Genomic DNA, 23,543 nt, shown 5'->3' with positions numbered 1-23,543 from the left:
GTTCTAATTCAAGCATTTTTGCTACTTCTTCAACTCTTTTATTGATATCAACAATCAATAATTTTCTCATTTTTAGTGCAAAAGCTAAATTTTCCCTAACAGTCATGTGAGGATATAGAGCATAATTCTGAAAAACCATTGCAATATCACGGTCTTTTGGAGGTAAATAATTAACAACGGTACCATCAATAATTACTTCCCCTGAAGTTATTTCTTCTAACCCTGCAATCATTCGGAGTGTTGTTGATTTCCCACACCCTGAGGGTCCTACAATAACACAAAATTGTCCATCTGGTATAACTAAAGAAACATTATCTACAACTGTTGTTCCATCATCAAAAATCTTACTAAGATTTTTTAAAGTTACTGAAGCCATAAAATGATTTTCTCTAAATTTATTCTTTTATTTGTAAAATATCTATCAGAGTCTTTACTCTGTAATCATCATTAAGATTAATTAGTGTACAATGGGAATCTGCTAAAGAACAAAGTATAATTTGAGAAAGTGTAATGTATAAATCGTTATAGCAGTTCAACTCACATCCACCTTTTAAAGATCCAATGTTTTTTACTCTAAAACCATCTTCAAATTCTTCAGTTTCAATACCTAGCATTTCATAATTATTAACTATTGCTAAGATTCTATCACATGTTTGTTGCCTCATATCGATAGCTCCTTTAACAATAATTTCTCCACCACCAGCTCCAATTAATGTTGAAAGCAAAACAATGGATGAACCCAAATTTTTAACATCATCACAATTCAATACTAATTTCCCACTAATGTTGGAATAAACTGGGATAAGAGTTTCGCTTTTTAAATAATTTATATTGCAATTATTATGTATAAGTCCAAATCTAGCATTTATTTTAGGTATATAATTTAAAAATGTGGTCTCTTTAAACAAACAAGATCTATTATATAATTCAATATTATTTTTATTAGATAATAAACCCAAAATTGTCAAACAATCACAAATTAAAGTGTCAGAAGGTAATTCAGCATTAAATCCATTATAGACATTTGGTTTTACATTAATATGATATGATTTGTTAAAATCTAAATTGCAATCGAAAAAATATTCTGTAATAGATCTTGAAGGGTATGGTTCTATAATCTCAGTATTTAAACCACTATAAGAAGATGCTATAATTAATGACGATTTTAAATAGAAATTTGGGATTGGTAAATCTATAATAACATCTGTATTGTAATTAGAATTTGGGAAAATTCTTACTGGAGAAGTACCCCTTTCAGAGCAAATAATTTCACATCCTAATTCTCGAAGTGGTATTAAAGTTCTTTCAATATTTCTTTTAGAAAGCGGAAATTCAGATTCTATTATCCCATTTACATTTTGAGATTGTGCTATTGCAATAAAAATTCTCATTGCATATCCAGCATTTTCAAAATTTATTGAGAATTTTTCATTAGGGATATCTTTAGCTAATGGATTGATCAATATCTTATCACTCTCTCTTAAAATGCAAAACCCAATTCTTATTAAAGATTTGATTAATAAATCTGTATCATGGTCATCAGGAACATTCGTGATTATTGATTCAGTGGTTGATAAACAAGCCAAAGCAATAGCATTCTGAGCAAATACAGAATCCCCTATTGTATTAGATTTAAAAGTTAAATTGTTTAACGGATAGATTACCAACATAAATTCATTTATTCCATTTAGAAATTATCAACCTTTTAAATTAAAGATAGATTATGGATACAGTATAGAACTTTTTAAAAAAATAAAATGATTATATTTATATAACAAAAAATCAAATTAATTTTAATCATTATCAATTGAAAGCACTGCTAAGAAAGCTTCTTGAGGAATTTCAACTGAACCCACTTGTTTCATTCTTTTCTTCCCTTCCTTTTGTTTTTCTAACAATTTTCTTTTACGTGAAATATCACCACCATAACACTTAGCGGTTACATCTTTTCTCATGGCTCTAACAGTTTCACGAGAAATTATTTTAACTCCAATTGCAGCTTGAATAATTACTTCAAACATTTGCCTTGGAATCAATTCTCTAAGTTTTGAGCAAAGTTTTTTACCATAATAAAACGATTTAGATCGATGAGTAATAATTGATAAAGCATCTACTGGCTCGTTATTTAACAACACATCAACTTTTACTAAATCACCTTCTCTTAAACCAATTATTTCATAATCAAGGGAAGCATAACCTCGAGTCATTGATTTAAGCTTATCATAAAAATCAAAAATCACTTCAGCTAAAGGGAGTTCAAAAGTAATATCAACCCTTTCTGAAGTTAAATATTGAGTGTTCTTATAAATACCACGGCGTTCAATGCATAATTTGTTAATAGCTCCAATAAACTCAGAAGGACAAATCATTTGAGCTTTTATATAAGGTTCTTCAATAAAATCAATATTTCCAATTGGTGGCATTTGGGAAGGATTATCTATTATAGAAGTTTTTCCATTATTTAAATGAACAATATATTCAACATTTGGAATTGTTGTAATAATTGATTGATTAAACTCTCGTTCAAGTCTTTCTTTGATAATCTCCATATGTAACATTCCCAAAAACCCACATCTGAAACCGAATCCTAATGCAGTTGATGTTTCAGGTTCATAAACTAGTGCAGAATCATTTAAAGAGAGTTTCCCTAAAGAATCTCGCAATGACTCATAATCTTCTGTTGTAGTAGGATAAATACCTGCAAATACCATTGGTTTTACTTCACGAAAACCTGGTACTGGTAGTTCAGATCCTCCTTTTAATTTAGTAACAGTATCTCCAACTTTAACATCCTTAACATCTTTTATTGCAGCAGTAAAATATCCTACTGAACCACAAGGAATTTTCCCAGTATTAACTCTATTCATGTATAATATGCCACATTCTTCAACAATGAAATCTTTTTTGGTGTTCATAAACCTAATTTTATCTCCAGATTTAATTTCACCATCAAGAACTCTAACATAACCAATAACCCCTCTATAACTGTCAAACAATGAATCAAAAATTAATGCTCTTAATGGTGCATTCTCATCACCTTTAGGAGAAGGTATTTTTTCAACAATAGCTTCAAGAATTTCTTCAATTCCAATACCAGCTTTTGCTGAAGCAAGAATTATTTCATTTTCCTTACAACCAATTAAATCCATTACTTGTTGCTTTACTCCTTCAAGGGTTGTTAATGCTGATGGTAAATCAATTTTGTTTATAACTGGAATTATCTCTAAGCCTGCATCTATTGCCAAATACAAATTTGAAATAGTTTGAGCTTCAACTCCTTGAGTTGCATCTACGATTAACAATGCCCCTTCACAAGCAGCTAATGATCTTGAAACTTCATAACTAAAATCGACATGACCAGGAGTATCAATCAAATTTAAGATGTATTTATCGGTATCACCAGTTGCTATTGGTCTAATATAATCCATTTCGATAGCATGCAATTTTATTGTAATTCCCCGTTCTTGTTCTAATGGATTATCATCTAGAATTTGAGCGTTTGTCATTTCTCGTTTAGTAACACGCCCAGTATGTTCAAGCAACCTATCAGCTAAAGTCGATTTGCCATGATCTATATGTGCAATTATGCAAAAGTTGCGAATTTTTTTCATTTAATAATTAATTAAGTAACGTTTGAGATAAAGTAGTAAAAAAAATTAAACAAAGTTAAGAAATAAGGTGTGAAGTATTAGTTATTGATTATATTAGAGATTTATCAATAACAAATCATGCTTAATTACAATTTACTTTTTGAAAATGTTTGTAATTTATAGATAGTTAAGATTGAGTTTAGAAATGGTGTGTGATTTTATATTATTCTATAAAATTTCATACATATTTATATTCTAAAAATTGTATTTATATTCTAAAAATTGTACTTATATTTTTAAATAAATTTATTAATAAAGTATTAAATCCTTTTTTAAATTATAAAATTATATTTATAAAAATTTACCATGCAAATGTCATGGTAATTCTACCTAACATTTCATCGTAATTTAGAGTTTTATCAATTGTATTATCATAAATATTTTTTTCCCCTCTCAATTCAATAATTCCATATTTACTTCCATCTTTATTTTGAAAAACCCTATATGAACTTGATAAACCGACTCCAAGTTTACTATCAATTGAGTTTGTTGATTGACGATAGAAATTGATTCCATTATCCCAAATTTGAAAAGCTGTATAAGTAGCACCTAAATTAACATCTAATATATCTGATTTAATATCTACCAATCCAGTTTGAGCCAAGCTATTAACTGATACTCCAAATGATAAAGTTAAAGGAAAAGCAAAACTTAAAGTTTGATTTAAAAACAGTACACTGTTATCGAAACCAATACTGTTCTCAAAATTATTTTCTTGGGATTGTTTGTTAAAAGCTGCAGTTGTAGATCCATAAATGGATGAATTTTTATCTATTGGATAGCTATAAGAAGCTTGTATTCCTAATGATGTTGTTGTACTTTTTAGAGTAAAAACAGAATCTGTTCTATAACTACTTTCTTGGGATATTGGAGAGTAATTCATAGATATAAAAGGTAATCCTTTAAAATTTAATCCCAATTTTAAACCGAACCCATTTGATACAGTAGTTGAACTTTTTAAATTTGCTAAATTGTCAGATTCTGTTCTATAAAATCCACCAACGGAAATTTGCCTTGAAAGAAATTTTTGTTCTGCAATTGCTTCATATTTCAAGTAATCTGTTCTTAAAAAAGGAGTACCTAATGATAAATAACCAGGACCTACATATTGAGTTGATAAAGAAACATTAAAATCACTTTTAGGTAAATTCAACATGGCTTTTCCAAGAAAAGTTAAATCAAGATGAGTTGATGTTTTAGGACTAACAATTGAATTTAGTTGATCTGGAATTAAGCCTTCGGTACTGCTAGCTCTTTCATCTTCAGTAATAGAACTTCCATTAACTTGACCTAATATTGTTAATTTATCTTCCAAAAAAGAGATTTTACCTTCTAGTCCTAATACATAATTTGATTGAGGAGCAACTTGTTTTGAAATTGAATCATTTAGTGAAGTAATATCATCATTTGCATACAATCCTGTTAAAAAGATATGGGTTCCATCATTCCTTCCAAATCCTGCTCTAGCTGAATATAAACCCCTGTAATAAGTAGGTGTAACATTTACAGAATCGGTAGTTAATGGATCTATAATTACACCAAATTGATTAACTGCTTTTTGAGATTTACCAAAAGCTCCAGCTAGATAAAGTAAACCACCTGGATTAAATTCAGCCATAGCACCATTCATTGTCAACCCACTTAAAATATATTCTGAAAAATTTGGTGTTATATTGCCTATTCCAAATGAAGGAAAATTTAAGAAAATACTTTCTGCTCCAAAAAGCAAACCTGTATTTTTAAGTTTATCAATATCTTCAGGAATTTTTGCCTCAGTAAGTTCTTTTAGTTGAGTTAGTTTTGATTCTAAACCATCAAGATCTTTCAATTGTTCTGGTGCATATCTGCTTAATGAATCTCTTAACATATCAATACCAATTCTATCTTTAAGTTCATTTAAATCTTCAAGTTTTGATATTTGATTTGAAATCCTAGAGCCAAGTAATTCTCTTAATTTTTGAGTTCCAAAACTTAGATTAAATGAGGCTAAATTAATATTTTGCCTAATATCTGTTTGTTCAGAAGATATTAAGAAAAGAGCACTGAAAGGAACTCCATATAAAAATATGGTTGGTTCTGCTTCTATTCTCCATAATGTTGCTGGTCTTTGCGATAAAGTATCTCTTCTATCAGAAGATTCTAGAGAAGCTCGAGCTGTTCCTCCAAAGCCAAATTTTTGAGCTATTACTCTATTTTGTATAGTAACAATAGTTACCAATATTACTAGAAGCAATTTTTGAGCTTTCATAATTTATTGAGGCTTTAATTAGTTTTTCAAAAAACAAAAATAGAAACTAAAACAAATAATAACCGCTTTATTTGAAATATATTTAAATTAATTTGCATAATTATTTTTTAAGGTTTTTTAAGTGGTAAATAATTTAATTTTTAATTCAATAAATTTACATCTAATTTCAACTTTAAATTACATGTGATTTATAATACCAAAATTATACTAAAATTAAATATCTATGAAGTATTTATTAATTACCATCTTAAGTTTTTTAATCGTAAACTTTTCATACTCACAAATTCATTCAATAATATATGAACAAAATAAAATCTTTTCCCAATTGAATTACAGTTCAGAATTAGAATGGGATAGTTTAAATTTAAAAAGTAATGATATTGAAAATTATTCAACTCAATTAAAGTCGAAGAATGATTTAACACTCCAAAAACTAAATGATAGTTGTAAACTTAATAAAATAGTTTTTGGTTGGAATCCATATTGGGTTGGTTCTAATTATAATGAATATGATTTTTCTTTACTTTCTGATATTTCATATTTTGGTTATCAAGTTGATGGAACTACTGGAAATTATTCTTCAATCCATAGTTGGAAAACAACTGATTTGGTTACTAAAGCTAAAGCAAATGGAGTTCGAGTAAATTTGTGTGTAACTTTGTTTGAAAACCATTCTTTATTTTTTTCAAATCTTGAATCTCAAAAAAGATTAATAGATAGTCTGATTTCATTAGTAAAATTGCGTGCTGCAAATGGAGTTAACATAGACTTCGAAGCAGTTCCTTCATCACAAAAAACCCAACTTACTAATTTTTTAAAAGAATTAGGGAAACGATTTCATAATGAAATTCCAGGTTCTCAAATTTCAATTGCTCTTCCTGCTGTTGATTGGGGCAATACCTTCGATGTAAATTCTATGTTAGGATATGTAGATTTATTTATTATCATGGGTTACGATTATCATTGGTCAAGTTCAGCTCAATCTGGTCCGGTTTCACCAAAAAATAATGGGATAATGTGGAGCGCATATGATGTTACAAGGTCTATCAATTATTATTTAAACAAAGGAGTTCCAAAAAAAAATCTTTGTCTTGGTTTACCATATTATGGTTATAATTGGAATTGTAAGGATTCAACACCTGCTTCAAACACAATTGGTAAAGGGAATGCAGAATTTTATTCTACAGCCGTTTCAAAAGCGAATTTAATAGGTAGAAAATGGGATCCACAATCATCAAATCCATATTATGTACAAAAAATAAATGACTCTTCATATAACCAATGTTGGTATGATGATGAAGAAAGTTTAGGCTTGAAATACGATTTAGTAAATATGAAAGATATTGGTGGAATTGGAATTTGGGCTTTAAGTTATGATGCTGGCTCGAAAAAACTTTGGAATAAATTAAAAGAGAAATTCACAAATTGTGGGGATTCTCCCTGTCAAGGTTCAATCACTGACATGGGTGGTTCATTTGGTAATTATTATGATAATGATAATTTCTCATTTACAATAGCTCCTTTAAACTCTAAGCAGTTAACAATAAAATTCAAGAGTTTCAACATTTCAAATGATGAGATGAAAATTTTTGATGGTAAGGATAATTTATCAAAGTTGATTGGAGTTTTTACTTCAACAAATTCACCTAATATTATAACATCTAAAAGTGGGGCAATAACAATTCAATTCAAATCTGATGGAGCTTCAAATTCATGGGGTTGGCTTGCAGATTGGGAGTGTAGTTTGAATACTGGATATCTAGATGAAGTAAATTCAAAGGCTGATATATTACAAGTTAAATTATTTACTATGCAAGGTAAATTAATTAGTAGTTTTCAAACTAATGAGAAGGACTTATATAATAAACTTAATAGATTAAATTTGCTTAAAGGGGTTTACCTAATTCAAAAAATTTCTGGTGATAAATTTATGTTTGAAAAGTATGTTAGATAATTAATATTGTTTCAATTAAATATTTTTTTTTTGCATATTGTATATTAAAATAATTCATTACACTTTATTATTTTTAGTCTACTAATTCAAATTTCTTTTGATTTGAGAATACAAGCTAAATGATTATTAATTTTACAAACATTCATGCCTATATATTACTCTTTTATTGTCATCTCTAAACCAATTTGAGGATTTATAAATACATTGTTTAATTTTCACTAATATTTTAAGTCAATTGATAATTTTTTGAAGTTGTTTATAATAGATTATGATTCAAAACTTTAAATTCAGAATTATATATATTTATGAGATTTGAAACATCTTTTAAATTTTTTCTTACAAACCAGCAGTATTGATTCTAATTTAGATATTCCCTTGTTTGATAATTTAAGTAGTAAAAATCAAAATCAGCCATAAACTTCAATTTTCAATTTTCTGTTTACTAATAACTAAAATTTAACATTTATTAACTTTGAATTACATAATGTTCTTTCAAAAAATTTATCTTTGCAACATATAAATTTCAATTTTTATGAATCCAGATATTTTTAGCCGTCCACGAAGATTAAGAAGAACACCTCAAATAAGGGATTTAGTTAGGGAGACAACATTAAATAAAAACAATTTTGTTTATCCATTATTTGTTGTTCCTGGGAAAAAATTTCGAAGAGAAATATCTTCAATGCCAAATGTATTTCAGTTATCAATTGATGAAGTGGTTAGAGAATGTGCTGAACTTTTAGATTTGGGTATAAATTCTGTAATTTTATTTGGGATTCCAGAAGAAAAAGATGAGGCTGGTTCTGGAGCTTATAACGGTCACGGAATTGTACAAGAAGCAATTCGAGCAATAAAAAGAGAACTTCCTGAAATGCTTGTAATTACCGATGTATGCCTGTGTGAATATACTTCGCATGGTCATTGTGGGATATTAAATGGTGATGAAATATTAAATGATCCAACTGTAGAGTTATTGTCAAGAATAGCTTTATCTCATGCTGAAAGTGGAGCAGATATAATTGCACCAAGTGATATGATGGATGGCAGAGTTGGTGCTATTCGTGAAACTCTTGATGATAATGGTTTTGATGATATTTCAATTATGAGTTATGCTGTTAAATATTCGAGTGCATTTTATGGACCATTTAGAGATGCAGCTGAATCAACACCTAAATTTGGTGATAGGAAAACACATCAAATGGATTATTCAAATTCGCGCGAAGCAATTAAAGAAGCAGCATTGGATATTACTGAAGGTGCTGATATACTAATGGTTAAACCAGCAATGCCAAGTTTAGATATAATAAAGTCTCTATATGAAATAACAAACCTGCCAATTGCAGCATATCAAGTTTCTGGCGAATATTCTATGATTCATGCTGCTTCTCAAAATGGATGGATTGATTTAGAAAAAGCAATGTTAGAGTCTTTAACTGTTATTAAAAGAGCTGGAGCAAGTATTATTATATCTTATTTTGCTAAAGACATTGCATTGAAATTATAAAAATTGAATTGAATTTTATTTCAAATTAAATACAATTATTATTACTTTTTATCTTCATTTGTAATAAATTCTTTTTGTTTACATTTAATGTGGATTGTCTAAATTCATAAATCAATTTTCAATAAAAAAAATAATTAAAGATAATATGGTTCCTATTTTAGAATCATAACTTAATTTTGTACAATAAAAATTAATGAGTTTTAATAATTGAAATATAGGCTGTTATATGCAAATACTTGAAGGGCGCATTGCCATAGTAACTGGAGGTTCAAAAGGAATTGGGAAATCTATTGTTGAGAAGTTTGTTAAGGAAGGGGCTAAAGTTGTTTTCACTTATAATTCATCTCCTCAATCTGCTGAAGATGTATTAATTGCTCTTGGTGAAGAAAATGTTATGGCTGTTAAATGTAATGTAACAAATACTGATGAAGTAACAGCATTGATTGATGCAACTAATGCAAAATTTGGAACAATTGATATACTCGTTAATAATGCAGGTATTACCAAAGATACATTAATAATGAGAATGAGTGAGAATGATTTTGAATCAGTCATTAAAACTAATTTAACAAGTGCTTTTATCACTATTAAAGCTGTTATGAGAACAATGATGTCAAAACGAAGTGGTAGAATAATTAATATAGCCTCTGTTGTTGGCTTGATAGGAAATCCTGGTCAAGCAAATTATGTTGCTTCAAAAGCTGGATTGATTGGAATGAGCAAATCAGTTGCTCAAGAGGTTGCATCAAGAAATATTTTAGTAAATTGTGTTGCTCCTGGTTTTATTGAAACAGATATGACTTCTAAACTTTCATTATCTGATGATCAGCGTTCAGCTTTAATGGGTCAAATTCCATTAAAGAAAGCAGGTACTCCAGAAGATGTTGCGAATATGGTAGCTTTTCTTGCAAGTGATAATGCAAAATATATTACTGGTCAAGTTTTTGCAGTTGATGGGGGTATGACAATGGTTGGATAGATTATTATTTGAATTATTTCAATAAAATTAAACATTTAGAGGGATTTGTTTATCCTTTCATTTAAGAATTAAAACAAGCAAGTTATAAATAATTATATTATCAATTATCAATTTAAAAATCTAATGGTTGAGTCACAAGTAAAAAGTATTATTGTAAGTAAGTTAGGTGTTGAAGAATCTCAGATTACTCCAACTGCATCATTTATAAATGATCTTGGTGCAGATTCTTTGGATACTGTTGAACTTATAATGGAATTTGAAAAACAATTCAATATCACAATTGACGATGCAGATGCAGAAAAAATTACTACAGTTGGAGATGCAGTAACATACATAACTGCTAAAGTATAATTATTTTATTAGTTTTAATAAGGTGGAATGATTAATTATTTATAATTCATTCCATCTTTATTTTTCTTTTCAATTTTAAAATTTAAACTTAAGTAAAACAATAAGATATATGAACAATACATCCAAAAGGAGGGTGGTAATTACTGGAATGGGTGCTGTAACTCCTATAGGGAATACAGTTCCAGAATATTGGGCAGGTCTTATTCAAGGTAAAAGTGGTGCTGATTATATTACACGCTTCGATTCTACTGATTTTGATACAAAATTTGCTTGCGAAGTAAAGGGATTTGATGCAATTGCAAGGTTAGATAGAAAGATAGTTAATAGAACTGATATATATTCTCAATTAGCACTTGCTGCAACTGACGAAGCTATGCAAGATGCTGGATTAAGTGCTGAAAAGATTGTGTCAGATAGATGTGGGGTTGTCTTTGGTTCTGGAATTGGTGGTATGACAACTTACCATACACAACAAAAGATTCTTTTTGAACAAGGACCTTCAAGAATTTCCCCATTTTTTGTTCCAATGATGATTTCAGATATTGCAGCAGGGTTAATATCAATGAGATACATACTGAAAGGTCCAAATTATGCTACAACTTCTGCTTGCGCTACTAGCTCTAATGCTATTGCTGATGCTTTTATGCTTATTCAAAGAGGAAATGCAGACATGATGGTTGCTGGTGGATCTGAATCTGTTGTTTCTCCAATGGCTATTGGAGGGTTTAATGCTATGAAAGCTTTATCAACTCGGAATGATGACCCTAAAACTGCAAGCAGACCATTTGATACCGGGCGTGATGGATTTGTTTTAGGTGAAGGGGCGGGAGTTTTTATACTTGAACTTTTAGAATCAGCAATTAATCGTGGAGCAAAAATTCATGCTGAATTAGTTGGTTGTGGTTTGACTGCCGATGCTCATCACATTACTGCTCCTCATCCTGAGGGTGAAGGAGCTGCTAGAGCAATGATTCTTGCTGTTCAAGATGCTGGTTTGAATATGAATGACATTAATTATATTAATGTTCATGGCACTTCAACTCCATTAGGTGATATTGCAGAAGTTTCAGCAATTAAAAGAGCTTTTGGAGATCATTCCAAAAATTTGTTAATAAGTGGTACTAAATCAATGATTGGTCATTTACTTGGTGCTGCGGGTGTAGTTCAAGCAATTGCAACTGTTTTAATGATGGAGAATTCATTAGTACATCCAACAATTAACAATATAAACCCAGATCCATTGTGTGATATAGATTTTGTTCCTAATATACCTCGTAAACATGAGATTAATGCTGCTGTTTCTAATGCGTTTGGTTTTGGAGGTCATAATGTTTCACTTTGTTTTAGAAAATATACTGAATAGATTATTATAATTATTTTTCTTTCTTAACTTATTCCTTCAAAATATAGTTATTTATTAAGATTACAAAATGAGTATCGACTCATACTCAATTAAAAATTTACATGTTATGAATATTTGATGAAGAAAATTTTTTCTTACATAACAAATCTATTTACTAAGGATTTTGCTAATAATACTCCTAAAGTAGAAGATTCTAAGTTTCCTTCAAAGAATTTTTTATCAAATGAAAGTTCACTTGCTTTAAAAAAAATAATCAATTATGATTTCAAAAATATAGGTTATTTTGAACAAGCACTAACCCACAGAAGTTACTTACAACTTACCAACAAACAAACCTTAAGCAATGAAAGATTAGAGTTTCTTGGAGACTCAATTTTAAATATGCTTGTTGGAGAATCAATTTTTAACAATAATCCAGACTGGCAAGAAGGTCAAATGACTAAGCTTAGAAGTAGATTAGTAAGCAGGAAAGCTTTAACATTATTAGCTCATAGAATAGGCTTAGATAAATTTGTTTTGTTAAATGTTTCTGCTGAACAATCCCTCGAGCAAGGTAATGATTCGCTTTTAGCAGATGCTTTTGAAGCTATTATAGCTGCAATTTATTTAGATAGCGGAAGTAATTTAGATGAACCTAGAGAATTTTTAAAAAGAACAATTTTAAAAGAAGAGACAATTCTAGAGGTGCAATCTTCTGACATCAATTTTAAGAGTTTATTACTTGAATATGTACAAGGAATCGGCTCAATAGCTCCTCATTACGAAGTTATCCAACAAGAAGGACCAGATCATGAAAGAGTATTTACAATAGTAGTTCATGTTAATGACTCAATCCATGGTACTGGGAAAGGTAGAAGTAAAAAAGATGCTGAACAACTTGCAGCTGCAGAAGCAATCAAGTCATTAGGCGTACCTATAAATACAAATGCCTAAAACAACAATTTGGATTTTAGCAATAAGATTTGTATTTTCTCAAAAAATTAAATCTCATCTTTAATTCTAGTTAATTCTTTTTCAATTGCCTTACTTGGAATTATCCAAACTATTGCTACTATTGTAAATATTGCTAATGATACTTTTGTATTCCAAAATGAAATGGGAATTGAAATTGAATAAAGCAAAATTGAAAATAACTCCTTTATCTTAGATTTTACAACCTTTTTCATCCTATCATTTGAATCTAAACTTTTATATATTGCTTGACTCAAAAAGCTATATGCTAACCCACATAACAATAGCAATATTGCATATACTATAACAGTAAATTTATCAAAATGAGATTCATCCATCCATTTAGTTGCAAATGGGACCAATGATAACCAGAACAATAAATTTAAGTTTGTCCACATAATTAATGGAGAAACTTTAGATGCAGAATGTAATAAATGGTGGTGATTATTCTAATAGATACCTACAAACATAAAACTTAAAAAATATCCAAATATTGTTGGCAATAATATTAAAAACCCTTCAATGTTAGCCGATTCTGGGGTTTTAATTTCAAGCACCATTATAGTGATAATTATTGCTATAACACCATCACTAAAAGCCTCTAACCTATTTTTATTCATATTTAATAAATTTTATTTTAATAATTTGAATGCTATTCTTTGATAAATTAAGTACATTATTTACATAGTTAAAATAAAGAATACAATAATATATATTAATTTTGAGTTGAATTTTGAGTTATAACTCCTATAAAACTTGAGTTTTAAACTTAACTTGTTATAGTTTTAATTAATGAATAATTTTATAATTGAAGAACCTCCATTTATTTTTTTTATTTTTAACAGATAAGCACCTTTAGTTTCTGAAGTCAAATCGATTTTTAAATTATCAGAACAAATATTGTTTTGATAAATTATTTCACCTAATTCATTAATTATTTCTAAACTTGAAAATTTTACATTTGATTGTAAATGGAATGTTCCATTGCTTGGATTTGGAAAACAAGTTATTCTATCAATTAATCCTAGTTGGTCTAAATAAGTAGTTAATGGCACTTTAAATTCAAATGCTCCTATGGATCTTTTTAAATTAAAGTTAAATCCAGAATTATCTGCTTTAGGTTCAGAAACCGTTTTCCCAATTCCTATAGCAGGACTTCGTGCTGCAAGATGAAAATTATTTTTTGAAGTATCTACAAACATAACTGTTTCTTTGCCTAACAGAATTAGGTTATTTTCTTTAACCAAATCCATTTCTGGAGTATCCCAAAAAGGACCATTAAAATTAGTGTTAACTAAACTATAATAAATGTTGTTATTGAAAAATGTTGAACCAGCTTGTTGGGTACTTCCGTTCATATATGCATTCGAGCCAAATGCAAATAAATTATTAACTACAATATTGTTATTCAATAATGGATATAAACTGCTTGTTTTTAATAATCTTATAGTTGCTCCACTACAATTATAAAATGTATTGTTAACTACTTTACAATCTTGAGCTGATGACAAAGCAAACCCCCTAGAACCACCAATTATTAAGTTTGAATAAAATCTTAAGTTTTTCACTTCAAAAGTATCATTTTTACAATAGAATTGAGGACCAGTATCTCCACCAAATTCAAAAACAACCCAACCATTAGTTGAAGCATTAACAAATGTGTTTTGCTCCATAGTAATATCTGAAGCACCACCTTTTATGTGTCCTGCTGATTGGCAATTTTCTATGTAATTTCCTTTAATTAAACCATGATGACATACATTAAAATCGAAAGCACTACAATTTGGGAAGTTCTTGAAAATACAGTTTGTAACTTGAAAATTTTCTACCCCTCCAAATTTGAATGATGTAATAGCATTAATATCTGTAACATCTGAAAAGCTACAACTATCAAAAACTATATAGTTAGATTGGGTTGAGCAATCTCCATTATTATCAACATTAATTAATCTCCCTGTAGAATTGATATTTGCTTTAAAATTTAAATTTTTAAAAGTTATATATTCACAAGATTGAAATTGCCAATTACCACTTATATCATGAATGTCATTCTTATAACGAGTTATTACAATTGGCTTTTTCGATGTTCCTTTTAACCCAGTTATTCCTTGATAACCTTTGTATGAACCTGCATGAACAAAAATAGTATCCCCAGGTTTAATTATAGTTGAGGCACTTTGGATATTTTTATAAATTTCATTTGGTCCGATATTTATTTGAGCAACCAAATTTTGAAGGAACATTAATAAAATAAAATTGCAAAAAATGATTCTATTTATTTTAAGTATTACTTTCACAATTTAAAAATTAAGTTCTTAAACAGAAAATTCTTCATTTCTATTATTAATTATTTGTTTAAAATAAAAAAAACTACTGTAAATATTTTAATATATTATAAACATATTTAGAATCAATTTTATCCAATTTAATTTATATTAAATATCAAAAAAACATATAATAAATAAGATTAAATGTTAATGACTTTAGAATAGATTCCTATGCTCTTGATTACTAATAATCTTATAAAATAACTAATGATAAAATTTAATAATATTTGGAATTAGTCAATTTAAACTTTAACGATTTAGTTTAATTCGATACTATAATTTTTTTATTTATAGTTGTCAATCCATTAGTAATTAATATTTGATATTCTCCTGAATATAACGTTCTTGTATCAAAATAAGCTATAGTACTTCCTTGATAAATTATAGTTTTATTTAACAGCTTTCCATTAACATTATATAGTTCTAAAAAGTAATTCTCATTAGTAATATGATTTAATTGAATAGCAACCAAATCTGTGGCAGGATTTGGATAAACAGTAACATACATTTCAACTAAATTGCTTTCATGAATTGTTGTTGCAGGTGGAGTATAAGTTGTAACTTGCTCGCCAATATTTTGTACTTTAGAAGAGTTACGAACGCCATAAAAAGTAGGACCTATTACATAAGGATAAGCTGAATTCCAATTTTCATCTACTGTACAGAAGTAACAATATATTCCTTGAGGATATTCTGGGGTAATGCAAAATCTTCCATTATGTTCATCTAAATAATCTGGTGTTGATTCTGAAGTAGGTATATATTCATAATCTTCACGGAAATATCCTACAGGATATTGTGTACTAACTCCCGGACCATTAGTAACATTAGAGCCATCAGCATAATTAGTTCTTACTGAAATATCCCTTTTTCTAAAACTTGATTTCATTCTAATTATTTCTCCTTTACCATTAACATTCTTAAATCCATAAGCACCATAAATTGGGAATCCATCATATGCAAAACCTATTAAAGGAGAATGTTTTGTAGAATCAATTTTATATAATCCATCAGATGCATACAAATTACATACATTGGAAATTGAAGTTAAATCTAAATTAAATGCACTAGGATTTTGATGATGATGATAATTCCCCATAGCAGGATGAGCCTTAGCACAATCAAATCCAAGCCTTTCTCCAACAACTGCATCTCGTGTCCAGACGTTATCTCCCATGCCCATTATTGGACCACCCTTTAATGAGTTTGAAGAATTTTGCCAAGAAACCCCATCCCTATAATCAAACAATGCTACTCCATTTATAAAAAGTCCTATATTCCCTCCCGTTGTTCCAGTAGGTGTTCCAGTGTTTTTGATTGGATTTAAAGGTAACTTAAAAATTCCATTTTGACTAGTTGCTAAAGATGGATTGCCATCTAAAAATGGACCAGTTATATAAGATGGGATTCCGTTAGTTGCAATGTAAACAGAATTTGCAGAGTATTTAACGGACTGACAGTTTACTAAAACATTATCAGCAATTGGAGTAGAATTTCCTTTTACATAATGCCTCCCTTTTATTCCTGTTGTGTTTTGTAACCATTTGGTGATACAAGGATTTGTTTGTGATGAAACATCTTTAACAAGCAAACAAATTGCAATTAAAGTAATTATTTTACTTAACATAATTTTTCTTTTTTATTAAAATTTTTTTCAAATTATAGTTATTTTTTTAAATTTTTCTAATATGTTCAAACATACAATTCTTTAAGCAATTTTTAGTTTTATAAAATTACTTTTTTTGATTTAAATTAATAACCACAATTTTTTCGATTCAATAAATTCAAAAAAATCATTTAATTTTCATAAATATTAAACTAATTAATAAACATTGTTAAATTTGATTGATTTAATAACTAGTTCAAATCAAATAATTTCAATATCATATTTATCTAACAATCCAATAATATTTTGAATAGAAAATTTTGCCCCTTTAACTTTGTTCATTTCTAAATCTATTGAAAAATTGTAAGATGTCTTAAAATCAACGTTTTCTAATATAGAATTAATAAATTTTGAATTAAGTAAATTGCAGTTTTCAAATTGAGAACTTGTTAAATCTGTTTGGTTAAATTCAACATCTTGTAAACTTGAATTAATAAATTTAGTTTTTTTTATTTTTAATTTAAAAAAAGATGATAAGTTCAAATTACAATTTTCAAATCTTACATCAAATGTAAATTGGTTGCAGTCCTCAAAATGCAATCCTATTAATTTTGAATTCAAAAACAAAATTGAATTGAACGAAGTTTTAAAAAGATTCACCATACTCAAATTACAATCAATGAACTGACAATCTGTAAAATTATAATTTGATAAATCACATTCATAAAAGTTGCAATTATAATAATTGCAATCACTATAATCACCTTTATCTAAAAATTCTTCAGTGAAATTTTTATTCTCGAATGTAATTCCATCTATAAAAACAAGATCCATTATTTAGATTTTTTCTTGAATACTTTAATTATACTTTATTCATCTTCTGCAAAAGTTAAAACATAATTATTTACATCTACTAAAGAAAATTCTGTTGCTCCATAAAATGTTTTATCTAAATGTTTAAGAATAATAACTTCATCTTTTATCCTATTGTAAAACTCCCTTATTCCCTTGATTTGAATATACAATAATAAAGATCCACCATTATTTCTTTTTATTGGAGGCAAATCATCACCAATACTATTAAAAGTTTGAAACATTAATTCAACCTTATTACAGCTCATCATAACCCAAACAAATTCCCCTTCTTTTGGAACAGTTATTTTAACATCAAAACCTAACAATTTATAATACTCTATTGTTTTTTGTATATCCTTAACAAAAATGTTTGGCGTTAGTGATTCCATCATTAGAAAATTTATTTATTAACTGAAATTATTTGACTGAATTTAATTTTTGAGTTGTTTAATTCCTCCTCCATTATTCTATTATTAGTTTCATTTGCAACAAAGTTAATGTGTTTATAAATAATTGTTCTATCTAAAAAAGAGATGAATGTATTTTGAACTTCTGGGTTTATTCTATTTAGGTTTACATAGCTTTCTTCATCATTTAATGAAGGTACATATGTTATATCTATATACTCTATTTTCAGATCCTTCGCTAGTTTAACTAATTCATTTGTTCTATTTTGTTCAGAAAAATTATGATCATTTCCATAAACAAAATAAACCTTAAAATAACCTGTTCTAATTTTGTTTTGATAATCCAAAAAAGTAAGCCATTTTTTAATGTCAACCCAATTCGGATTATTTCCGATGAAATAAACTAGACCTTGAATCAATCCATACTTACATATAGGACAAGTTCTAGAGCCTTTATCAGGACCCCATACATGAAAGGGCATAAATGATGGGCTATCTTCCCCTATCTCCAATCCAGATGCACTCTTTTCACTTTTTGATACTTCAATTTTTTTGTTAAGATTGGTATTCTCCTTGCATCCATTTTGAAAACAAATTGTTAAAATTATTATAGGAATTAAAAATTTAAACATCATAATATTTTAAATTTTGTGCAAGTTTTGCAATTTACTTACTAGATTATTTAGATTAAATAACTCATTAAATTCCTAAAGCTGTCTGTTGAATTATATAATCAACAACTGCTTTTGTATCTTTATCATTTTCATTATATACTTTTAGTTGTCTTTCAGCACCAGTATTGTTTTCTAGTATAGTTTTAATATATTCAATTTCATTTCGGCTTCCTAAGTCATCAACAACATCATCAACAAAGTGAAGCAATTCTAGAATAAGTTCTCGAGTTGAAACTTCTTTTTGTTTTCCAAAATCAATCAACTTGCCATCTAAACCATATCTAACAGCCCTCCATTTATTTTCCATAATTAAAGCTCTACTATAAAGTCTAAAAGTTAGATTTTTTTGATAAAGTTTAAACAATTTTGCAGTTATTGCTTGAACTAAAGCTGCAATTGCAACAGTTTCGTTGAGCGTCATCGGCAAATCACAAATCCGAATTTCTAGAGTTGGAAATGTAGGATGAGGTCTTATATCATACCAAACTTTTTTTGCATTATCAATACAATTGGTTCTAATTAAAAGTTTTACATAACTTTGATAATCATTCCAACTTTTAAACTCTCCTGGTATTCCAGTTCTTGGGAACCTTTCAAATACTTTTGAACGATAACTTTTCAATCCAGTATTAAAGCCAGTCCAAAATGGAGAGTTAACTGCTAAAGCTAAAATATGTGGCATAAAGTAACGTAACTCATTCATTAGCTGAATCTGAATTTCACGATTTTCAATACCAACATGAATATGCATTCCAAAAATTATTAAAGAGCGTGCAAGTACTTGCATGTCTTCTACAATAGCCTCATATCTGGCATCTGGTGTAATTTCTTGAGTTGACCAATGTGAAAATGGATGAGTACTTGCAGCACCAAGTTTTAAACCATTCTCTTCAACTAAATCAATAACAATTTTTCTTATTCTTCTTAAATCATCTTTTAATATTGCAGAATTGTTACATACTTCACTACCAATTTCGAGCATTGATCCATGCATTTCGGGCTTAACATTTGAATGCAATTTCACTTGGGCTTTTTCTAATATCCCAAATTCCAAATGAGATTTTAATTCACGTGTATTAGGATCTATAATCATATACTCTTCCTCTACACCTAAAGAAAATGTAGGCTTTAAATATGGATCTATTTCAGATGAAGTTTTATTTATAAACTCTTGTGGTTTCATTAAATATGGTTTTAATGCAATTTGTTTTATTGGTAATATTAATCTCTTAAAGAATCTATAATTAAGTACTATTTTTTTTCTAATTTTAAAAATACGAATTTCTAAATCATATATTATCTATTAACTTGTTTCAATAAAACAAAAAAGCAACCAGTAATTTCTTACCAATTGCTTCTTTATTAATAAATTTATACTTTATAAATTATGATTTTTTTAACTCAATGTTACAAATTAAAGTAACTTCTTTACCAACAACTGCACCTCCAACTTCAGTTAAGGTATTCCATTTTAAGTTATAATCAAAACGATTGATTTTAGTTGTTGCTTTAAAACCAGCCTTAACATTTCCCCAAGGATCTTTTACAGTTCCTCCATATATTACATTAAATGTAACTGGCTTAGTTATGTCTCTAATTTTAAGGTTTCCAATTAATTTATAGTTATTACCTTTAACTTTTGTAAAAGATGTGCTTGTAAAAACTGCTTTTGGAAATTGTTCAGCATTAAAAAAATCATCACTCTTTAAATGTTTATCACGGTCTGCATTATCAGTGTTAATAGAATTAACATCAATATCAAAATTAATTAATGCATCGGTAAAATCTGGCTTATCTGAAAGTACACTTGCATTTGCAATCTTGAAAGTACCTTCAGTTTCTGACACTAGTAAATGTGTAACAGAGAATTTTACATTTGAATGAGATTTGTCCAAATCCCATTTTCCTACTGGAACTGGTTTAAATGCTAATACACCAAAACCTATTAAAGTTACTAAAGTAGCTAAAATTAATTTTTTCATTTTTATTGTTTTTAAGTTAGTTTTAAATAAAATTTAACTGATTATTTTGAGTTTGCAATAATTGATGTTGCAACATCAATTATTGCAAAAAAAATTATCAAAAATTAGTCGATAATAACTTATGATGTTTAACTATTAATTTTATTTTAAAACATTTAAAAAATGTACATCCCAATTTCTTTATCATCTCCAAAATTAGAATTAGGTGAAAGAGAACTTAAACAATATTTAAAAAGAATTGGGGCTAGTTATGATCATTTAGGTGAGTTGAGATATTTAAATCACCTACATCATAGGCATTTGCTTTCTGTTCCTTTTGAAAATTATGATATAGTAAACAAAATTCATATTGAATTAGAATGGCCAAATTTATTTGATAAAATTATTATTAGAAAAAGAGGTGGATTCTGTTACGAATTGAACTATATGTTTTCTTGGATGTTAAAAAATACTTTTTATGAAGTGGATTTAATATCAGCAAATGTATATTCAAGAGGAAAATTTCCAGTTAATGATTCTAATTTACCAAAATCTACTTTCGATTTGTTGATTAATGATTGGGTTGCTGGAAAGTTAGGTCAAAACTTTGATCATCTATGTTTGATTATAAATACTTCTAATGGAAAATATTTAGCCGATGTAGGATTTGGTGGATTATTTATTCATCCGTTAAAAATTGAAATTGGTGTGGTAACTGAACAAAGATCTGGGACTTGGAGAATTGTTGATGGAATTAATAATAAATATATATTGGAAAAATTTTACAATAATATTTGGCTACCAATATATAAATTCTCAACAACTACTTACGATATAAAAAATTTTTCTCAAATGTTAAATTATCATTCCACTTCACCAAAATCAACTTTCACACAATTTTCTCAAGCACAAATATTAACAGAAAATGGGAGGGCTTCGTTCAATGGGAACATGTTATCAATTAAAAAGGAGAACCTTATTGTTTCACAAAAAGAAGTTTCAATTGAAGAATTTAAATATTACCTTGAACACATTTTTGATTTCTTACCTAGTGAAATTGAACAAATCACCAACGGAAATTATTTTTTATAGAAAAATTAATTATCTATTTTATTCTTTTCTAATGCCCAAAAATGCTTAGATCTTCGAGAGTTATCCTTTGATAATGATCCATTTTTTTTCCTAGAAATTGTTCTCCAACCTCCACAAATTTATGAGGAAGATCTGTTAGATAATATTCATATCTCGGATCATCACTAGTATCATTTAAAAGATTATTTTCGGCTAGAACTTTCTTAGCTTCAATAGAAGTTGCAATTCCAGGATCAATTAAAACAATATTATCACCACAAATTTCAGCTATACTTGGCTCTAAAACAGGATAATGGGTACAGCCCATAATTAATGTATCTATTGAATTATTTAATAAAGGTTTTAAATATTCATTAGCAATAAGTAGTGTTGCTTTATGATGAGCCCACCCTTCTTCAGCTAGTGCAACGAACAAAGGACAAGCCTGAACTGAAACTTGTGAATCTTTCTTGAATTCTGTTATATATTTTTTATATGCTCCAGATCTAATAGTTCCTTCAGTACCAATCACACCAATCCTACCCATTTTTGATAATTCAACTGCAGCTTTTGCACCTGGCTTTATCACACCAATCACAGGGATCTTTACCCTAGATTGAACTGCTTCTAAAGCAACAGCTGATGCAGTATTACATGCAATAATAATTATCTTCACTCCTAAACTCTCTAAATATTCTGCAGCTTGAAGTGAATATCCAATTACTGTATCAGTTGATTTTGAACCATAGGGAACTCTTGCTGTATCACCGAAATAAATAATGTTTTCATTTGACATAGAAGCCATTACCTGCCTTACAACAGTTAATCCACCTATACCAGAATCAAATAACCCTATTGGAGATGTCTGCTTTAACAAAAGATACCTATGATTGATTTAATTTATTAATTAAGTTTTTTCTAGTTAACGTAACTAATCTAGAACAAAAGAAATTTAAAATTAAGGTTTATTATAATTTTGATTAGTAATTTTATAAATATAAAGTTATAAATTCCTATTTTCCACTAATATTATGTCTAACTTTCTAATGAAATATTTCTTAATAATCTTATTTGTATCCATTGAATTGTTTTCTTGTTCCAGTCATGATTCCCCTTCTGAAACAACTAAACCTAAGCCAGATTCTGCATATACTAATTCTCAAGCCCCAAAGCCCAGTTATTATCAGCCTCTAAACAAAACAAGCATTGAAGACATGATGTTCAATGAATATGCAAAGCGTGCTGTTGATATTCCTAAAAGAATTTTAGATAGCGCAATGAGACTTAAAAATGTAGCAAAAATAAATAACACAATTACAATTTATGCTGCAAAGCAAGACCTTATTGCAAGGAAAATTATTTGTGAAAGATATCATGTAACTAATGAAGAATTAAATAGAGTATTAAAGAAAAAAGAAAAAGAAAATATGAAAAAGAATAAATAATTCTTAATTAGATTTAAGCAACTGTATAAATTCATTTCAAAAAATTTTTGTTTAATAAATCTATTATTATTAATTAAGAAAATCAAATTTTCATGTTATTTTTATATTATACTCTATTACTTAATCAATTAATTCAATAATTTACATCCATTTTATGAACTCAATATTTACGAAACCTTTTTTGCTTGAATCAAATT

General features: G+C 28.2%; 20 protein-coding genes and 1 pseudogene (1 of these 21 cut by a window edge). 8 read left to right on the top strand and 13 right to left on the bottom strand.

Features of this window, described 5'->3' with window-relative positions:
* From ugpC to IPP08_01080, 4 genes are all read right to left on the bottom strand, one after another.
* Window positions 1-376, bottom strand: partial view of a sn-glycerol-3-phosphate ABC transporter ATP-binding protein UgpC gene (ugpC, locus tag IPP08_01095; protein QQS66803.1) — the beginning only. The gene continues 707 nt to the left of window position 1, outside the view; the window shows 376 of its 1,083 coding nt (coding positions 1-376); its start codon is at window positions 374-376; its stop codon lies beyond the left edge, outside the window.
* A 19-nt stretch (window positions 377-395) separates the two neighbouring features.
* The gene (locus IPP08_01090) at window positions 396-1,670 is read right to left on the bottom strand and encodes a hypothetical protein (protein ID QQS66802.1); all 1,275 of its coding nucleotides are present in this window, start codon (window positions 1,668-1,670) and stop codon (window positions 396-398) included.
* A gap of 123 nt (window positions 1,671-1,793) precedes the next feature.
* Window positions 1,794-3,611 (bottom strand): elongation factor 4, encoded by a 1,818-nt coding sequence (gene lepA / locus IPP08_01085; GenBank protein QQS66801.1) that lies wholly within the window; start codon window positions 3,609-3,611, stop codon window positions 1,794-1,796.
* Between the two features lie 340 nt (window positions 3,612-3,951).
* Entirely contained in the window at window positions 3,952-5,898 is a 1,947-nt protein-coding gene (locus IPP08_01080) for a hypothetical protein (GenBank protein QQS66800.1), read from the bottom strand.
* A 325-nt stretch (window positions 5,899-6,223) separates the two neighbouring features.
* Between IPP08_01080 and IPP08_01075 the strand changes: the two genes are divergently transcribed.
* From IPP08_01075 to rnc, 6 genes are all read left to right on the top strand, one after another.
* Complete coding sequence (locus IPP08_01075; GenBank protein QQS66799.1) at window positions 6,224-7,852, top strand: T9SS type A sorting domain-containing protein; 1,629 nt, start codon at window positions 6,224-6,226, stop codon at window positions 7,850-7,852.
* Between the two features lie 532 nt (window positions 7,853-8,384).
* Window positions 8,385-9,356: a porphobilinogen synthase gene (gene hemB, locus IPP08_01070; protein ID QQS66798.1), complete on the top strand. Its 972-nt coding sequence runs from the start codon at window positions 8,385-8,387 to the stop codon at window positions 9,354-9,356.
* A gap of 226 nt (window positions 9,357-9,582) precedes the next feature.
* On the top strand, window positions 9,583-10,335 hold the full coding sequence (gene fabG / locus IPP08_01065) for a 3-oxoacyl-[acyl-carrier-protein] reductase (GenBank protein ID QQS66797.1): 753 nt from the start codon (window positions 9,583-9,585) through the stop codon (window positions 10,333-10,335).
* 123 nt (window positions 10,336-10,458) lie between these two features.
* Window positions 10,459-10,686: an acyl carrier protein gene (locus IPP08_01060; GenBank protein ID QQS66796.1), complete on the top strand. Its 228-nt coding sequence runs from the start codon at window positions 10,459-10,461 to the stop codon at window positions 10,684-10,686.
* Between the two features lie 109 nt (window positions 10,687-10,795).
* Entirely contained in the window at window positions 10,796-12,049 is a 1,254-nt protein-coding gene (gene fabF, locus IPP08_01055) for a beta-ketoacyl-ACP synthase II (GenBank protein ID QQS66795.1), read from the top strand.
* A gap of 117 nt (window positions 12,050-12,166) precedes the next feature.
* Complete coding sequence (gene rnc, locus IPP08_01050) at window positions 12,167-12,982, top strand: ribonuclease III (protein QQS66794.1); 816 nt, start codon at window positions 12,167-12,169, stop codon at window positions 12,980-12,982.
* Between the two features lie 47 nt (window positions 12,983-13,029).
* On the opposite strand, the pseudogene IPP08_01045 reads toward rnc, so the two are convergent.
* The 8 genes and pseudogenes from IPP08_01045 to IPP08_01010 all read right to left on the bottom strand — a co-directional run bounded on the left by IPP08_01045 (window position 13,030) and on the right by IPP08_01010 (window position 20,851).
* Window positions 13,030-13,620: pseudogene (locus tag IPP08_01045) on the bottom strand (DUF1211 domain-containing protein).
* A 165-nt stretch (window positions 13,621-13,785) separates the two neighbouring features.
* Window positions 13,786-15,243 carry a T9SS type A sorting domain-containing protein gene (locus IPP08_01040; protein QQS66793.1) on the bottom strand — a complete coding sequence of 486 codons (1,458 nt, stop codon included), beginning with the start codon at window positions 15,241-15,243 and terminating at the stop codon, window positions 13,786-13,788.
* 346 nt (window positions 15,244-15,589) lie between these two features.
* A complete protein-coding gene (locus IPP08_01035; protein QQS66792.1) occupies window positions 15,590-16,954 on the bottom strand; it encodes a YHYH protein in 1,365 nt (454 codons plus the stop codon).
* Between the two features lie 240 nt (window positions 16,955-17,194).
* Window positions 17,195-17,767, bottom strand: a complete 573-nt coding sequence (locus IPP08_01030; protein QQS66791.1) for a pentapeptide repeat-containing protein — start codon at window positions 17,765-17,767, stop codon at window positions 17,195-17,197.
* A gap of 35 nt (window positions 17,768-17,802) precedes the next feature.
* Window positions 17,803-18,177, bottom strand: coding sequence for a glyoxalase (locus tag IPP08_01025; protein QQS67804.1), 375 nt, complete (start codon window positions 18,175-18,177; stop codon window positions 17,803-17,805).
* An 11-nt stretch (window positions 18,178-18,188) separates the two neighbouring features.
* The gene (locus IPP08_01020) at window positions 18,189-18,830 is read right to left on the bottom strand and encodes a hypothetical protein (protein QQS66790.1); all 642 of its coding nucleotides are present in this window, start codon (window positions 18,828-18,830) and stop codon (window positions 18,189-18,191) included.
* A 64-nt stretch (window positions 18,831-18,894) separates the two neighbouring features.
* Window positions 18,895-20,052: a carboxylate-amine ligase gene (locus IPP08_01015; protein QQS66789.1), complete on the bottom strand. Its 1,158-nt coding sequence runs from the start codon at window positions 20,050-20,052 to the stop codon at window positions 18,895-18,897.
* Window positions 20,053-20,254: 202 nt separating this feature from the next.
* Window positions 20,255-20,851: a YceI family protein gene (locus IPP08_01010; GenBank protein ID QQS66788.1), complete on the bottom strand. Its 597-nt coding sequence runs from the start codon at window positions 20,849-20,851 to the stop codon at window positions 20,255-20,257.
* Window positions 20,852-21,013: 162 nt separating this feature from the next.
* On the opposite strand from IPP08_01010, the gene IPP08_01005 reads away from it, so the two are divergent.
* On the top strand, window positions 21,014-21,922 hold the full coding sequence (locus IPP08_01005) for an arylamine N-acetyltransferase (protein ID QQS66787.1): 909 nt from the start codon (window positions 21,014-21,016) through the stop codon (window positions 21,920-21,922).
* A gap of 28 nt (window positions 21,923-21,950) precedes the next feature.
* Here IPP08_01005 and IPP08_01000 read toward each other — a convergent pair whose 3' ends face one another.
* Window positions 21,951-22,778 (bottom strand): glutamate racemase, encoded by an 828-nt coding sequence (locus tag IPP08_01000; protein ID QQS66786.1) that lies wholly within the window; start codon window positions 22,776-22,778, stop codon window positions 21,951-21,953.
* A gap of 154 nt (window positions 22,779-22,932) precedes the next feature.
* On the opposite strand from IPP08_01000, the gene IPP08_00995 reads away from it, so the two are divergent.
* Window positions 22,933-23,346: a hypothetical protein gene (locus tag IPP08_00995; GenBank protein QQS66785.1), complete on the top strand. Its 414-nt coding sequence runs from the start codon at window positions 22,933-22,935 to the stop codon at window positions 23,344-23,346.
* Window positions 23,347-23,543: the final 197 nt, after the last annotated feature.

It is taken from the genome of Chlorobiota bacterium (genome assembly GCA_016700335.1).
In the GTDB taxonomy this organism is placed as follows: Bacteria; Bacteroidota; Ignavibacteria; order OLB7; family OLB7.
This window is presented reverse-complemented; position numbering and strand designations above follow the sequence as displayed.